At 42.0% G+C, this 15,141-nt stretch carries 11 protein-coding genes and 3 pseudogenes; 3 read left to right on the top strand and 11 right to left on the bottom strand.

Going from position 1 to position 15,141, the window contains the following annotated elements; genetic code table 11:
• Positions 1 to 33: 33 nt before the first annotated feature.
• Positions 34 to 2,024 (top strand): annotated as a pseudogene (locus DW830_RS03285) (glucosamine-6-phosphate deaminase).
• Between the two features lie 149 nt (positions 2,025 to 2,173).
• On the opposite strand, the gene DW830_RS03280 reads toward DW830_RS03285, so the two are convergent.
• From DW830_RS03280 to DW830_RS03270, 3 genes and pseudogenes are all read right to left on the bottom strand, one after another.
• Positions 2,174 to 3,313: a DUF418 domain-containing protein gene (locus DW830_RS03280; RefSeq protein ID WP_119248853.1), complete on the bottom strand. Its 1,140-nt coding sequence runs from the start codon at positions 3,311 to 3,313 to the stop codon at positions 2,174 to 2,176.
• A gap of 24 nt (positions 3,314 to 3,337) precedes the next feature.
• Positions 3,338 to 3,955, bottom strand: a complete 618-nt coding sequence (locus tag DW830_RS03275) for an HAD family hydrolase (RefSeq protein ID WP_233544355.1) — start codon at positions 3,953 to 3,955, stop codon at positions 3,338 to 3,340.
• Between the two features lie 10 nt (positions 3,956 to 3,965).
• Positions 3,966 to 5,032, bottom strand: a pseudogene (locus DW830_RS03270) (PDDEXK nuclease domain-containing protein).
• A 450-nt stretch (positions 5,033 to 5,482) separates the two neighbouring features.
• Between DW830_RS03270 and DW830_RS03265 the strand changes: the two are divergent.
• The gene (locus DW830_RS03265; RefSeq protein ID WP_119248851.1) at positions 5,483 to 6,160 is read left to right on the top strand and encodes an SGNH/GDSL hydrolase family protein; all 678 of its coding nucleotides are present in this window, start codon (positions 5,483 to 5,485) and stop codon (positions 6,158 to 6,160) included.
• A gap of 867 nt (positions 6,161 to 7,027) precedes the next feature.
• Here DW830_RS03265 and DW830_RS03260 read toward each other — a convergent pair.
• The 8 genes from DW830_RS03260 to DW830_RS03225 form a co-directional block, all read right to left on the bottom strand.
• Positions 7,028 to 7,234 (bottom strand): DUF3791 domain-containing protein, encoded by a 207-nt coding sequence (locus tag DW830_RS03260; protein WP_006848384.1) that lies wholly within the window; start codon positions 7,232 to 7,234, stop codon positions 7,028 to 7,030.
• Positions 7,235 to 7,324: 90 nt separating this feature from the next.
• Positions 7,325 to 7,573 (bottom strand): DUF3791 domain-containing protein, encoded by a 249-nt coding sequence (locus DW830_RS03255; RefSeq protein ID WP_118080162.1) that lies wholly within the window; start codon positions 7,571 to 7,573, stop codon positions 7,325 to 7,327.
• A 98-nt stretch (positions 7,574 to 7,671) separates the two neighbouring features.
• On the bottom strand, positions 7,672 to 8,391 hold the full coding sequence (locus tag DW830_RS03250) for a hypothetical protein (protein WP_119248850.1): 720 nt from the start codon (positions 8,389 to 8,391) through the stop codon (positions 7,672 to 7,674).
• Positions 8,392 to 8,424: 33 nt separating this feature from the next.
• The gene (locus DW830_RS03245) at positions 8,425 to 9,654 is read right to left on the bottom strand and encodes an HpaII family restriction endonuclease (protein WP_119248849.1); all 1,230 of its coding nucleotides are present in this window, start codon (positions 9,652 to 9,654) and stop codon (positions 8,425 to 8,427) included.
• 1 nt (position 9,655) lies between these two features.
• A complete protein-coding gene (locus DW830_RS03240; protein ID WP_119248848.1) occupies positions 9,656 to 10,993 on the bottom strand; it encodes a DNA cytosine methyltransferase in 1,338 nt (445 codons plus the stop codon).
• Positions 10,993 to 11,220 (bottom strand): helix-turn-helix transcriptional regulator, encoded by a 228-nt coding sequence (locus DW830_RS03235; protein ID WP_119248847.1) that lies wholly within the window; start codon positions 11,218 to 11,220, stop codon positions 10,993 to 10,995. Before DW830_RS03235 ends, DW830_RS03240 begins: the two co-directional genes overlap by 1 nt.
• Positions 11,221 to 12,096: 876 nt before the next feature.
• Positions 12,097 to 13,365, bottom strand: a complete 1,269-nt coding sequence (locus DW830_RS03230; protein ID WP_119248846.1) for an ammonium transporter — start codon at positions 13,363 to 13,365, stop codon at positions 12,097 to 12,099.
• A gap of 111 nt (positions 13,366 to 13,476) precedes the next feature.
• Positions 13,477 to 13,833: a P-II family nitrogen regulator gene (locus DW830_RS03225; protein ID WP_006849503.1), complete on the bottom strand. Its 357-nt coding sequence runs from the start codon at positions 13,831 to 13,833 to the stop codon at positions 13,477 to 13,479.
• A 453-nt stretch (positions 13,834 to 14,286) separates the two neighbouring features.
• On the opposite strand from DW830_RS03225, the pseudogene dapF reads away from it, so the two are divergent.
• Positions 14,287 to 15,125, top strand: a pseudogene (gene dapF, locus DW830_RS03220) (diaminopimelate epimerase).
• Positions 15,126 to 15,141 lie beyond the last annotated feature (16 nt).

Here is a 15,141-nt window from a genome sequence, read left to right as displayed (position 1 = left end):
AAAACAAAGTAATAACTATAAAGACAAGAAACTATGAGACTAAATCTTAGTTCAGAAATTGTACTCAATAAGGTACCATTGGCATACTACAAACCAAAGACTACAGTAGAGTACTCTGAGATCTCCAGAATGGAGAAAATTCATACCGACATCTTCGCCTCTTCCATGGAGGGTGCAGCTCATGTAGCTGACCAAGTAGAGAAGGAAATCAAGGCAGCTCAGCACGAGGGCAGATATTACGTAATGGCATTGGGCACAGGCTTGTCGCTCACACCTATCTACAAGGAATTGCAGAAAAGATGCGAGGCTAAGCAGCTCAGTTTCAGAAACGTGGTAGTATTCAATGCTTACGAGTACTATCCTGTACAGAAGGAAAGTTCTCTGAAGAGCATCAACCAGTTGAAGGAGCGTTTCCTCGACCATGTTGACATCGATCCACAGAACATCTTCACATTGGATGGCAGTGTGGCACAGGACGCAGTGCAGGATACCTGTCACCTCTACGAGAAGCGCATCAAGACCTTCGGAGGTCTCGATATCGCTCTCCTCGGTATCGGAAGAATGGGTAATATCGCTGCCAACGAGCCAGGCTCTGGTATCCAGTCTATCACCCGTCTGATCCTCATCGGCAATACTTCCCGCGAGGAGATGGAGAACAGCTTCGGCACCAACGAGCAGGTTCCTCCTTGCTCTCTCACCATGGGTATCGCTACCCTGCTCTCTGCCAAGAGTGTTTACCTCACAGCATGGGGCGACGAGAAGGCTGAAATCATGCAGAAGGTAGTAGAAGGAAACATCACTGACACATTGCCAGCCAGCTTCCTCCAGACTCATCCTAATGCAAACGTAATTCTCGACCTGAGCGCTGCTTCTCACCTGACACGTATCAAGCATCCTTGGCTCGTAACAAACTGCGAGTGGACAGACAAGTTGGTACGCAGTGCATTGGTATGGCTCTGCCAGAAGTTGCACAAGCCTATCCTGAAGTTGACCAACAAGGACTACAACGAGAATGGCTTGAGTGAACTCTTGGCTCTCTACGGCTCTGCATACAATGCAAACATCAAGATCTTCAACGACTTGCAGCATACTATCACAGGCTGGCCAGGCGGTAAGCCAAACGCTGACGATACCTATCGTCCTGAGCGTGCGAAACCATTCCCTAAGAGAGTAATCGTATTCTCTCCACATCCAGACGATGACGTGATCTCTATGGGTGGTACTATCCGCCGATTGGTACAGCAGAAGCACGAGGTACATGTTGCTTACGAGACATCCGGCAACATCGCTGTAGGTGACGAGGAGGTTACAAGATTCATGCACTTCATCAATGGTTTCAACCAGATCTTCGCAGACTCTAAGGATAGCGTGATCTCTAAGAAATACCAGGAAATCAAGGAGTTCTTCGCACACAAGAAGGAGAGCGACTTCGACACCCGTGACATTCTGACCATCAAGGGCTTGATTCGTCGTGGCGAGGCTCGTACAGCTTGTACATTCAACGAGATTCCTCTGAACCGCGTTCACTTCCTTGACTTGCCATTCTATGAGAGCGGTAAGATTGAGAAGTTGCCTATGACAGAGAAGGACGTTGAGATCGTTAGAGCATTGCTGCAGGAGGTGAAGCCTCATCAGATTTATGTTGCTGGTGACTTGGCAGACCCACACGGAACTCACAAGAAGTGTACCGACGCTGTTCTCGCAGCCATCGACGAGGAGAAGAAGGCAGGCGCAGAGTGGTTGAAGGACTGCCGCATCTGGATGTACCGTGGCGCTTGGGCAGAATGGGAGATTGAGAACATCGAGATGTGTGTTCCATTGAGCCTGAGGAGTTGAGAGCAAAGCGTAACTCTATCCTCAAGCACCAGTCACAGATGGAGAGTGCTCCATTCCTGGGCAACGACGAGCGCCTCTTCTGGCAGCGTGCAGAAGACCGCAACCGTGGCACCGCTCAGCTCTATGATGAATTAGGTCTGGCTTGCTACGAGGCTATGGAGGCATTTGTAGAGTACGTTCCTCTCTAAGCCTTCAACCGCATACGCTAGTTGATATAAAATAATATAGATATTCATTCATAAATACTCTAACCTATATCAACTATTCATTTGACAAAACTAATTGTACGAGAATAATTAGTTTGTGCCCTCCTGCCGAAAGGTTGGAGGGCATTTTTTTAGAACTTAATCCAGGTCAGCTTCTTCCATATTCCCTCGAAAGGACCATGGGAGTGATACTTGAGCCAGAGGTTGGAGAAGAGGCATTGTACTACCACCATGGCAATACCCACAAAAAAGGCGTAGGTGATGCCAAGCTTCGTCTGGAGATTGAAGCCATAATAAGCAAACAGTCCGCAACCGATGATAGATTGGAGGAAATAGTTGGTCAGACTCATCTTACCAAACTGGCGCAGGAACGACAATGCCTTTCTGAACCATTCCTTTCCGTACCACAACAATACGAATCCTGATACTACAAACGAGAGGATGAAGAAGTTGTAGATAGGATAAAGCCAATTGTTCCATGTTTCCATGTGGCGCACATCTGCGATACCTCCCACAATCAATACCAGGATGGAAACCGCCAGCACCTTCTTCCATAAAGCCAGGTTGTTGTTCTCATTATAGAACCAACGCTTTCTGCCCACCAGCATTCCGAGTATGAAGAGGCAGATTGTCTGCGTATGTCTTCCCTTCATCAAACACCAGTAATAGGTAGCCACCTGTCCGTATCGCAGGTTACCGTAGGCATTCTCCAGGAAGGTGCCGTGCTGATGACCATTATACATATTTCCATATACCTCTCTCAACGAAGACGCATCTACCTGCCATCCCGAAATGAGGGAGTAGATTTCTACAGGTTGGATAAAGAGGAAGGCAATCACCCACCAGAGCCATTTGGTAGGAAGATAACTCAATGGGATGAGAACCAGTCCATAGATGGCATAGGAGAAGAGGATGTCTCCATCAAAGAAGGCGGTGTTCACGATACCGAGCATTGCCAGGAGGAACATTCGCCAGGCGAATCTACCCGAAAAGCAATTTCCACGCTGCTGCTGATTATCATTCATGATAAAGAAGCTTAATCCGAAGAGCAGGGCAAAGATGCCATACATCTTTCCCGACAGCAGCAATGCCAGCACATCTGCCATCCAATCATCACACCCCAGCGTATAAGCATGCTCTATGCTTCCATCGTACATATTGAAATGCTCCACGGAGTGATAGAGAATAATACCTGCTACGGCCAATCCTCGCAAGGCATCAGCCACGTCAATACGGCTGTTTTTCAGTCCTAATGTCTTGTAAAAATTCATTTTGATATTATATGTTAGTTATTATTAGCGTACAAAGGTAAGTGCAAGCCAGTCATCGAACTTCACGTTCTGGAAGGTATGGATGCCCAGCTTCTCGGCAGCCTCACAATTTTCCTTCAGATCATCGATGAAGAGGGTTTCATCGGGATGGATGTTCGCCTGCCTGATTACCTCCTCATAGATGCGGGCATTAGGCTTTGCCAGATGCATTCTCTGAGAGAGGAAGCACTGCTCGAAATAATCCTCTACCCAATAGTTCTGATAAGGGAAGAGATGCTCCACACAATAATCCCAATGAATATCAATGGTATTACTCAGGAGGAAGAGGCGATAGCCAGCCTTCTTCAACTGCAGGAGTCGCTCCTTTTTCTCATCAGGAATCTCCACCAGCATCTTGTTGGCAGCATCGATGATCTCTTCATTCGTCACATCAGTCCCTGTCAACTTACGGGCTGCATCGCAGAATTCTTCGGTGGAGATCATCCCCACCCCCAGCTTGCTCATCAGCTTCATCCCCTCACTCTGAGGATTTGAATCAACTAATTCCCCCATTCCTATCGCCTTGAAAGCCCCGATGCATCCTTCCGGATCGAGCTTCACCAAGACATTACCTAAATCGAATATGATATTCTTGTATTGCATAATCTATACGTTACTCATGTTTCATTAATTCCTCATTTTCTTCAAACTCAGCAATCCACTCCTTCACCTTTGCTTGAAGTAAAGCCTTATCTGGCAGATAGAGCTGATAAGCCGATGCATAGATATTAGCATTCTTTGGCAATGTCAGCTCTACAAGTGCATCATTTTTTCTTTGCAAAGAAGAATGCCAATAGTAGGTTTTTCGAAATCCTGCTTTACAAATCTATCAAAGTAGTTGACATACATTTGCATCTGTCCAAGATCCTGGTGTGTCAGCTTATCAATTTTTAGGTCGATAAGGCAATAACATTGCAGGAGCCGATTGTATAGAACCAAGTCAACATAGAAATTCTGTTCATCAAAAGTGAATCGCTTCTGTCGGGCCTCAAAGAGGAATCCCTTTCCCAACTCCAGCAAGAAATCTTGAATTTTACTAATGATTGCACTTTCGAGTTTTGACTCAGAATAAACGGCTTCAGGCTTTAATCCCAAAAACTCTAATGTGAGTGGGCTTTTTATCACATCACTTGCCTTTTCTACAGTTTGTCCTTCTTGCGCCAGCCTCATCACTTCATCCTTATTACGACTCAGTGCCAATCGCTCATAGAGGCTGGAGTTGTACTGCCGCTGTAATTGTCGGACACTCCAATTCTGCTTGTAGCATTCAATCTCATAAAAATTACGTTCATTTTGATTAGCAATACGCATGAGTATGAGATAATGAGACCAGGAAAGAGTGAAATGAATATCTGCATTCTCTTGAATTTCGTAAACAGTGTTTGCGATTTTTCCTTCGCTGTATATCTGATAGAATTTTCGGGCTGCAGTAAGAGTTTCAACAGACCAGCCCTTTCCATATCTTTCAGTTAATTTTTTCGACAAGTTTCTTAGCACAGTTTTCCCATATTTGGCTCTAGCATATCCTTGCTGCTCATCCACAACAATGTATTTGCCGACTCCATAATAGGTGTAAACCATTGTGGTATCAATAGTTGTCTTTACATGTTTCCTAGCTTCATCTATCAGCTTTGACACATGCTCAAACAGAGAATCTTCACGTTTACTAATTTCATCCATTTTTATCTGTCTAAAATTCCACACTATCTTTTTCCAACTCCATAACAGCCTCGAATTGAAATTTGTTCTATGATGCTGTCAGAAGCCTATTTAAATTACAAAGGTAATGATAAAGTTTCACAAAGCCGCTTATATTATTCACTATTTATGCTTTTTTGTCTTTTGCGAATGAAAATGTAATAACTCAGAACCTCTATGGACATAAGTAGTTACAACTGTTTTTTCATCTTTAGCCCATCTCCCTTCTTCTTCCCTTATCCGTATGTAAACAATATTCCTAAGAAAGATAATCAGGCAAAAACATCCGAAAAACAGTTGCCACTTTTTTACTTTAATTTATAGCCCCAAACATTTGCATATCCACAAATAATATCGTATCTTTGCAATCGGGTTTCAAACCCTATCCCAAAAGAGGATCACATAAAAAAATCAAATTATATAAAAAACGTCATGAAAAAATTATCAGTTATCGTCTGCCTCTTTATGTTCGCCCTGATGCCTCTGCTGGCACAGGTGAAGCAGACCGTTGCCGTGCTCGGCGACTCGTATTCAACTTTCGAAGGTTTCATCCCAAAGGGATATGCCACCTGGTACACCACTGCGGTTCAAAAAGCAACCGATGTCAACAAGGTGGAGCAAACCTGGTGGTGGCAGGTTATCAAGGAAGGGGGTTACAAGATGGGCAACATCAATTCCTATTCCGGTTCCACCATCTGCAACACCGGCTACCGCGATGAGGATTACAGCGACCGTTCATTCATCAACCGCACTACCCTGCTGGGCAATCCGGACATCATCTTGATTTGCGGCGGTACGAACGACAGTTGGGCGAATGCCCCTATCGGCAATTACCAGTACAGCAACTGGAAGCGTGCCGACCTCTACTGTTTCCGTCCAGCTTTGGCTAAATTGCTTTCCGATCTCCGTCAGCGCCATCCGAATGTAGATATCTACTTCATTCTAAATTCAGAGCTGAAGGATGAGATCAACGAATCAGTAAAAAAGATCTGCAAGACCTATCAGGTTCCGGTCATCGCCCTTCATGACATAGACAAGAAGAACGGTCACCCAACAATCAAGGGAATGAGAAGCCTTGCCGACCAGGTTCTGAAGGTGATTAAGAAATAAAAATAGCAAGCCACTTTCAAAAACACTCTTCACTCTTCACCAGAAGGTCATAAACACCTGTAGTTTAAGAACTTGCACGTGTGAAGAGTTTACGCCACTCTTCACCACTCTTCACGCGGAGCCGCTTACGGAAAATCTGTGAAATCTGTGGGACATAAAAAAGTGGTTTCAGCCCCCCGACCGAACAGGACGAGCTACCATTCAATTCCGTGCGCAATCCGAAGGTGAAGAGGGGTGAAGAGTGGTGAAGAGTAGTGCGTAACTCTTCACCTCTCGCACCCCCAGTGTTTATCGGGGTTTAAGCCGATTTGGTGAAGAGTGAAGAGTAAAAAAGCGAGTGGTTATTTTACCAGCTCCCGACGTATCGTTTTGTGCCTGGCAATGGCAGGTTATTGCCCTGGTAAGGGGCAATGTTGTGCCATAGTGAGGCAATAAGCGCTACAAGCCGCTTTACGCCTCATCAGTACCATCATGGCGACCTCTCAGTAAAGTCTTGCACCTTGTAAGTACTATCGCTGTTGCTTGTAAGTACTATCGCTGTTACTTGTAAGTACTATCATTGTAGCATCGGTTTTACGTAAAAAGTCTTCGGAGTAACCTTTACTTGTTGCCGGAAGAATTAATATTATAAGCCGGAGAAGCCTATATCTTCAGCCGCACAACAGCTGTTGTGCGCTTGCATAACAGCTGATATGCGCTCGTCCAACACCTGTTGTGCAAGCGGAAATCAGCTGGTGGGCGATGAGTTGTTGGATGACACCATACCCACTTTCAATCTTGAATTATGAAGCATTTGCCTTGATCGTACTAAACAATCAAGGTGCTACAGTACAAAGAATCTTCCTCCTCTAATGATCCATTGTTTTGCTATTGCTTATTCCTCAGCTCTTCTATCAAATCATTTACAATATATGTATCACTCATTAGATGCAAGCCAAGTTCTTTGTCATGTAACATACGGCAAACGTCAGAGTCATAGAATATCTGCAATGCTCTGTCGGTTGATATATGTAACGTATCGGCTAGTTGCTTTATGATACGAGCAATTTTATTCCATAATAAGAAATCCAACATAATTATACCCTTTCATATGATTTGAATTGTAAATACTTATCAACTATATCCTGGCTTAATATGAACCATGATATAATATTTGCTTTTCCATTATTCTTTTCTTTCCCAATTTTTAAGAGCTTCGACCACATCACTTGCCACAGCTTCCCGGCTCTCGGTATGTAGAGTGTCATAGCAATCTTGAATGAGACTCTTGATTAGCCCCACCTTATCCAATCGCTTTCTCATTTCAGACGGCGATATACCCATTTTTTGCGCCGAAGCCTCGATAGCCAATACCGTAAAGGCGAGGCGGTCAAACTCTGGGTCACTTTTCAGCAACAGTTCTCTATCTTCCATTCTTTACAAAATATTGTATTTGGATGCAAATTTATAGATTTTCTCTGATATTCCACTCAATTACAATCATATTATTGGGGATTGTCAATCCCCAATAATCACATTTTTCTCTTGTGAATTTCTTTATGTGCTTCTCTTGAAATTGCTTCTAAACATGCATATTTCTTGTGATAAGCAATAAAACTTTCACGAATACTGGCTGAAGTAAATTTGATTATGGTTCCACCATTTATAGAAGGACTTACAAATTGATGAAGAAACTCTATACCTCCATTTTCCTCAATCCACTTATCTGTTATTTTAGAAAAACTTTGACCACTATGATGCACATCTATGTTATCATTAGTCAGCATTATATGTTTATAGGGGCATAACTTTCCTATAGATTGTCTTTTAAGCTCGTCTTTTTCGGATTTAATAGCATCTCTGCAACAATCTTTTATATCTTGCTTTAACCTGTCTGATTTTCTAAAATTATGAGATATGGAGCTATCAAAAGGCACTTCTCCATCAAGCACAAGGTGAAAGGATTTACTTTGTTCGTTATTTTTATATTCTGGAGGAATAGCAACAAAGAATCCTATTTTTGTACATCTTGAAGTTCTTTCATTCCACTCTGTGTGATACATCGAAAATGCTTTTATCAAAAAAGCATAATCCAATCCCGAATCAATAATTTCACTTTTAGAAGAACCTTCATGCCGATTATTCCAATAATATTCTTTTATTGATTTGCAAACATCTTTGACTTTTGAGACTACAGTGTAATCTATCTCATCCCATTTTATATCTGAATATACAATTTTACTTTTTGCCATATTTTGAATACTTCTAAGGTGATTTTCTATATTTTATCTAAATCGAATTTGGAAATTCAAATCAATGAAATAGCGATTATGTTTCTCATAGACATAGCCAAAATCTCCTTTTTTAGATTTTTTGGTTCCTGATACTCCATTTTTGTAGATATAACTATTCTCCTCGCTTTCAGTTAGTTCTCTGCCTTCCAAATATGCATTTGCCTTAGCTACTGCCAAATCCTTGCACATTCCTCTATCAGGGCGGTCGAAATAAGTATTCTCAAAAAGATAGTTGCCAAAAATATCATCAGACATAGCACGATAGTACAACATCTCTCCATTGCGACTAACATCTATATAACCGCCTGTCAATCTTTTCCTACCGTTCCATATTGAAGATGCCGTCATACCTGCAAAAGAATCAAAGAGGAAGTCTTTGAACTTTGCAGGATAGAACATTTGTGGATTCTTGACATTTATAGGATTCAATTCTACAACCTTGTTACACACATCCTTAACATTAGAACCACCAGTTCCATAGTATGATGTTTGCACCAACACAGCTGTACTTAGGACTTCTTCCATTCGAGAGTCAACAATAGCAATATTCTGTTCAAATGCTTCATTCCTGCACCCAACATATTCAAGAGAGTATTTCTCCTTAATAACTTTCATTATAGAAAGGAAAGTATCATTAGCATTGATTTCATGCATTCCTTTTTCATCACAACCAACAACTTCAAATGTAAAACCTGAGGTTTGCGAGCAGTTGAATAATGTTGCAGGACTGCCTATATGAGATTTTACAGAAAAACCCTCTGTCGTTTTGGAATGGTCAAGAGAATCTTCACTGGTGATAATAACATCAGTTTTTGCACCATACTTCTCTTTTGCCGATTCCGATAAATTGGCTTTTGGAGAGTCTATGCCAAGAGACTCCAAATATTTCTGAACTTCTGCAACACTGGTTACACGGTTAGCAGTAAGTGTCTTGATGTTGTCATACAAAACTTGCGCATATTTAGAAAACTCTGGTGTTGTGACCACCTTAATACTTTCATCATCTTTTGAAGCCCTTACATAAGCTATATTTTCATCCACGAAACGTTCAAATATCAGCATCTTATCAGGTTCATCTCTTATAATCTTTATGATGTCAATATATGTGGAATCATCTTTTGTTAATTCAGAAGATGCTCCATAGATACGGCCATCACCAAGCAAACGCATAAACACGTATGCTTCTGTCCATTCACCTCTGTTAAATTGCCACTCTGCCATATTATAATATATTTTTATCGTTTAATGATTTAAGTAATTGTGCTGCAGTTGCCTGAATAGCAGGTACAGCAACACTATTGCCAAACTGTTTATAAGCAGAAGCATCTGCAACAACAATCTTGAAATTATCAGGATACCCTTGCAAACGCGCCCATTCTCGTGGAGTCATTTTGCGCCAACCATCTGTATTAACAGTACCTTTGATGTTTGTTGTCGGAGTTAAGTCTTTCTGTCTAAAGTCTATAACGAGATTACTTTCTCTTCCCATTCCCCCGACAACAATAGCATGAGCAATACCATCATCAGGAATTATGTCATAGCCAAAACCATTACCTTTAGCTGCATGACGTGCTTTATGGTTTATCAATGTCTGTTGGTATGTGGTCGAAAGATAATATTTTGCAGGCACTGGATTTTCTTCCCTAACATCAATCCATTTCTTTGTGACTTCTTTCTGTTCAGGATAAGAAAAATCTTCTGCTGTAAGTCCTAAATCTTTCCGAAATCCAACTATATAGATTCTTTCACGATGTTGCGGAACTCCGAAGAACATTGCATTAACAATCTGAGGCTCAGGTACAACATATCCGACTTCATCCAATGTGTTCAGTATCGTCTTGAGGGTTCTACCTTTGTCGTGTATAGCAAGTCCTTTGACATTTTCTAAAAAAAACGCTTTTGGCTGGTATCTACGCAGTATTTCTGCAACATCAAAGAAAAGAGTACCTCTCGTCTCTGCAAATCCAAGTTTTTTACCAGCAAGCGAGAATGCTTGACAAGGAAAACCAGCACAAAGAATGTCAAATCCCTTTGGTATTTTATTCTTTGTTGATTCCTTTGTTATATCACCAAAAGGAACATCGCCATAATTTGCATAATAGGTCTTTTTCGCTTGTTCATCCCATTCGGAAGAAAAAACACATTCTCCTCCTAAATTTTGAAATGCCATTCTGAAGCCACCTATTCCCGCAAAAAGATCAATAAAGGTGAACTTTGGATTTTGGGGAGCAAGAAATGGTGCATGAAATAATTCTGGAAATAGATATGCTTGATAGGCATCTGTAGATTCTGAAACACCGACGAAATCATTAGGTCGTTGTTCCTTCTCTCCATGAACGAATTCATACCATAAATTCAGTATATCTTGCGCTTTATTTGCATATGGCACATTTACTTTTGATTCTTTCAATTGTAAATAGTGAGTTACCAATGCAGCCTGTTCGATAAATGGTATAAGATTACCATTTTCGTCAAGCGACTCTTTGCCAAATATTTGTACCTTATCGGCACGTTTCTTGCTGAAATCAAATAATGAGAATGAAGTATTTATTTTTTTCATTACATTTTTTTATACGGATTATGTTCAGGAACCCTAATGAGTTCTTTTATATCAACTTCCAGACATTGAGCTATCTGGATTAATGCTTCTAAAGGGGGTTGGCAAGCATTAGTACACCATTTGGAAATGGTCGCTTGGTCTCTGCCAAGTTTCTCTGCAAGCCATTTGTTCGTTTTCCCCTTTTCTGCAAGCATAACCTTGATACGATTAAGATTTTTCTCAGCCATTGCGTATATTATTATTGTTTATTGCTGCAAAGTTACTCATTTTTCTTCAAATATTGTTTGTTTAATCCGAAAAACGTTATAAAAAGCAGAAAATAATTTGTTTAATTAGAAATTCTGCTGATTTTTGCATAATTTATAGTGACTCGTCCCTCTTTACCTTGCATATATCTGCATCCTGTAAAAATGGAAACAGAATGCGTCTACTTATAGAAATCACCCCAACACCAGTTTTATCACCTCCTTCATGCCTTATAACACCTATTATTTTCATTACCGCCAAATCTTTTCTCCGTTCTTGAAGTCTCCGACATGGTTACCGACAAAGTCTCCGACATTTATTGTCGGTAACGAACTCCCCATAAAACGATAACATATTGGTTTTCAATCACTTTTCTTTCCGACATATTTCCGACATGTCTCCGACATTTTTCTCCGACATTTACATCGGCATTACCGCCATATTACCGCCACATTACCGCCAAAACAATATTTGCACCGACATTTTACACCGACATTTACACCGACAAAACAGCATCAACATTCAGCGTTCACAGACCAGCGCTAAATTGATAACTTTCCCAAAATTATCCCAAAAGGGAAAGAACAAGAAGATTTAAGGAGAAACGGGGATTACACATTATTATATATAGGAATTCTTTGGGAAAATAGTGGACATAACGTTATTGAATATCAACAACTTAAAAGTTTCATTGTGCAAGTTGTGGCATTTTCATTGTGCAAGTTGAGGCATTTTCATTGTGCAAGTTGAGGCATTTTCATTGTGCAAGTTGAGGATTTCTCATAAAAAATGGTGTTCCATTCCTCAAAATGAAACACCATTGACCTAAATTTTATGCTGATAATCGAATTTCGCTATTAGTTGCTATAAGCACTCTCACCATGCTCGTAGATGTCGAGACCTTCCTCCTCTACTCGCTTGTCAACACGTACACCTACTGTCTTATCTACTACCTTGAAGATAATATAGGTAACTACGATGCTGTAGATGATGCTTACCACGGTGGCTACCACCTGAATCCAAAGCTGATGCCAGTCGCCATAGAGAGCACCCTGCACACCCTCGGCTCCAGTTACGTATCTTGTAGCGAAGACACCGGTGAGGACAGATCCCAGGATACCGCCCATACCATGCACACCAAAGGCATCGAGGGCATCATCATACTTGAACTTCTCCTTCACTACGGCTACCATGAAGAAGCAGACGATGGTGGAAATGATACCGATGCAGAAGGCACCTAAAATATCCGTACTACCTGCTGCAGGAGTGATGGCAACCAAACCGGCTACAGCACCGGTACAAGCACCCACCGTGGTTGGCTTCTTGTTGACAATCCAGTCGATGAGCATCCAGGTGGTGGCAGCTGCAGCTGTTGCGATATGAGTTACCAGGAAGGCATTGGCTGCCAGACCATCGGCTGCCAATCCGCTACCGGCATTGAAGCCGAACCATCCCAACCAGAGGAACGACATACCCATGAACACGAAGGTGATGTTGTGAGGTGTGATAGGATGACCCGCACGGTAATCATCACGCTTGCCTACACAGAGTGCCATGACCAGAGCGGCTACACCGGCATTGATATGTACCACGGTACCACCCGCAAAGTCGATGGCTCCCATCTCCTGCAGGAAACCGCCGCCCCATACCCAGTGGGCCATAGGAAGATAGGCGATGATAACCCAGAGAACGGTGAAAAGTACATAACCACTGAACTTGACACGCTCGGCAAAGGCACCGAGAATCAGGGCTGGAGTAATGAGGGCAAACATACACTGGAACATCACGAAAGTGAGCTCTGGAATACCCGTTGGCATGATGGCATCCAAACCAATGCCGTGGAGGAAGCACTTATCGAAACCTCCGATGACGCAAGCCAAAGAGTTGCCGCTATCCGCATATTCTGTAGAGAAAGCCCAGGAATATCCGAAGGCCACCCATATCAAACTGACTACTGCCACGATGAATACCGTCTGCATCAGGATGCTCAGGATATTCTTCTGGCGCACCAAACCGCCATAAAAAAGTGCTATACCTGGGATTGACATCAAGAGCACCAAGATGGTGGCCATGATCATCCACGCTGTATTACCCGTATCAAGTGTCGTCAATAATAAACTGCTCATATATATATCTTATAGTTAAATTAGAATACAATATTATAATATAGTCTCTCAAATATAAACTTCAATACTAATCATAAAGTTCAATGTTCAAACCTCAATGTTCAAAGTATCTTATTCCTCTTTCTCAGCATTATACAATGCGATATCGCCTCGCTCGCCGGTTCTGATTCTGACGGTATCCAGTACAGGAATCACGAAGATTCTGCCATCTCCCACTTCGCCAGTCTGTGCAGCACCCTGGATGGCAGCGATGGTTGGCTCCACATTCTTATCACGAACCACAATGTTCAGGAGCACACGTTCGATGCTGCTGGTATCGTACATCACACCACGATAAATGCGAGCCTGGCGCATCTTTCCCTCACCTCTTACATTATAATAAGAGAACCACTCGATGTCGGCAGCCAAAAGTGCCTTCTTGACATCCTCGAATCTAGACTTGCGGATAATTGCCTCAATCTTCTTCATAATCCTTTAATAATTAATAATGTGTTAATACCTTTATTGATTGTCTCTATTGAAAACGGACCATCTTTGATTGTCACTCAAATCAAGTCATCCTTTGCATTATGTTCGTTTTCGGCTGCAAAATTAACACATTTTGTTAGCATTCTAAAGTAATCAAAAGCATTTTGTTTCTACTTTTTCGCGATTATTTTAAATTTATCCAGTCACATCGTATTCTCCTTACAATTTGTAAGCAATCAAGCTTTTCTTCATCACAAATTGAAAGAAACCTAATCTTTATTATTATTTTCTGCATAATTTTCCTTGTTTATTTCAACAAAAAGTCGTACCTTTGCAACCGAAATCAAACAAATAGTCATCGAAACATTCGAAAGACTATCAAAAAGTCAAGCCCCACAAGAGGCAAGACGTGAGAGATAAAGAAGAGTATTCAAACTTAAAGGACAACGCAATATGAAAGAAACAGTTCATTTCACCAAGATGCATGGGGCGGGCAATGACTACATCTATGTAGATACCCAGCTATACAACATCCCAGACCCCGAAAAGGCAGCCATAGCTTGGAGTGCTTATCATACAGGCATCGGAAGCGACGGACTGGTTCTCATCGGAAAGCCACAGGATGGCAGAAGAGCCGACTATTCGATGCGCATCTTCAATGCCGATGGTTCAGAAGCGATGATGTGCGGCAATGCAAGCCGATGCATCGGAAAGTATCTTTATGAAAAAGGATTGACCCGAAAAGAAACCATCCGACTGGAAACGCTATCGGGCATCAAGATATTGAAATTGCATCTTCAGGATAACAAGAAGGTTGTAGATTCGGTGACAGTGGATATGCTGAAGCCGAGACTGGAAAATCCACAGCAATTCAGAGGTCCTTCGGTACTCGAAGCCGATGGCAGAATCTTCGAAGGCACCTATGTCTGTATGGGTAATCCACATTTCGTAACCTTTGTGGATGATATCGACACCATCGACATCGCCCACTATGGCAAGATTCTAGAAAGAGACGAAGCCTTTCCTCAACGATGCAACATCGAGTTCGCACAAATTACAGACACTGACATTATAAGGACACGAGTTTGGGAAAGGGGAAGCGGCATCACGATGGCTTGTGGTACAGGAGCTTGTGCACAGCTGTAGCCGCAGCCCAGACCAAGCGTGCCGGTAGAAAGAGCAGTATCGTAATGGATGGCGGAACGCTGGAAATAAAATACAGCGAGGCAGACGACCATGTCTATATGACGGGACCTGCCGCCTTCGTCTTCGAAGGAGAAATTGAATTATAAATTAAGAGCAAACTTA

It is taken from the genome of Prevotella sp. AM34-19LB (assembly GCF_003468525.1).
Classification (GTDB): Bacteria; Bacteroidota; Bacteroidia; order Bacteroidales; family Bacteroidaceae; genus Prevotella.
This window is presented reverse-complemented; position numbering and strand designations above follow the sequence as displayed.

What these genes read in the sequence shown, in the direction of transcription:
- DW830_RS03250 (WP_119248850.1), bottom strand. Translation starts at nt 8,391, where the DNA reads ATGGCAAAAAGTAAAATTGTATATTCAGATATAAAATGGGATGAGATA.
- DW830_RS03235 (WP_119248847.1), bottom strand. Translation starts at nt 11,220, where the DNA reads ATGGCTGAGAAAAATCTTAATCGTATCAAGGTTATGCTTGCAGAAAAG.
- DW830_RS03255 (WP_118080162.1), bottom strand. Translation starts at nt 7,573, where the DNA reads ATGGAAGATAGAGAACTGTTGCTGAAAAGTGACCCAGAGTTTGACCGC.
- DW830_RS03225 (WP_006849503.1), bottom strand. Translation starts at nt 13,833, where the DNA reads ATGAAGAAGATTGAGGCAATTATCCGCAAGTCTAGATTCGAGGATGTC.
- DW830_RS03230 (WP_119248846.1), bottom strand. Translation starts at nt 13,365, where the DNA reads ATGAGCAGTTTATTATTGACGACACTTGATACGGGTAATACAGCGTGG.
- DW830_RS03245 (WP_119248849.1), bottom strand. Translation starts at nt 9,654, where the DNA reads ATGGCAGAGTGGCAATTTAACAGAGGTGAATGGACAGAAGCATACGTG.
- DW830_RS03275 (WP_233544355.1), bottom strand. Translation starts at nt 3,955, where the DNA reads ATGCAATACAAGAATATCATATTCGATTTAGGTAATGTCTTGGTGAAG.
- DW830_RS03260 (WP_006848384.1), bottom strand. Translation starts at nt 7,234, where the DNA reads ATGTTGGATTTCTTATTATGGAATAAAATTGCTCGTATCATAAAGCAA.
- DW830_RS03240 (WP_119248848.1), bottom strand. Translation starts at nt 10,993, where the DNA reads ATGAAAAAAATAAATACTTCATTCTCATTATTTGATTTCAGCAAGAAA.
- DW830_RS03280 (WP_119248853.1), bottom strand. Translation starts at nt 3,313, where the DNA reads ATGAATTTTTACAAGACATTAGGACTGAAAAACAGCCGTATTGACGTG.
- DW830_RS03265 (WP_119248851.1), top strand. Translation starts at nt 5,483, where the DNA reads ATGAAAAAATTATCAGTTATCGTCTGCCTCTTTATGTTCGCCCTGATG.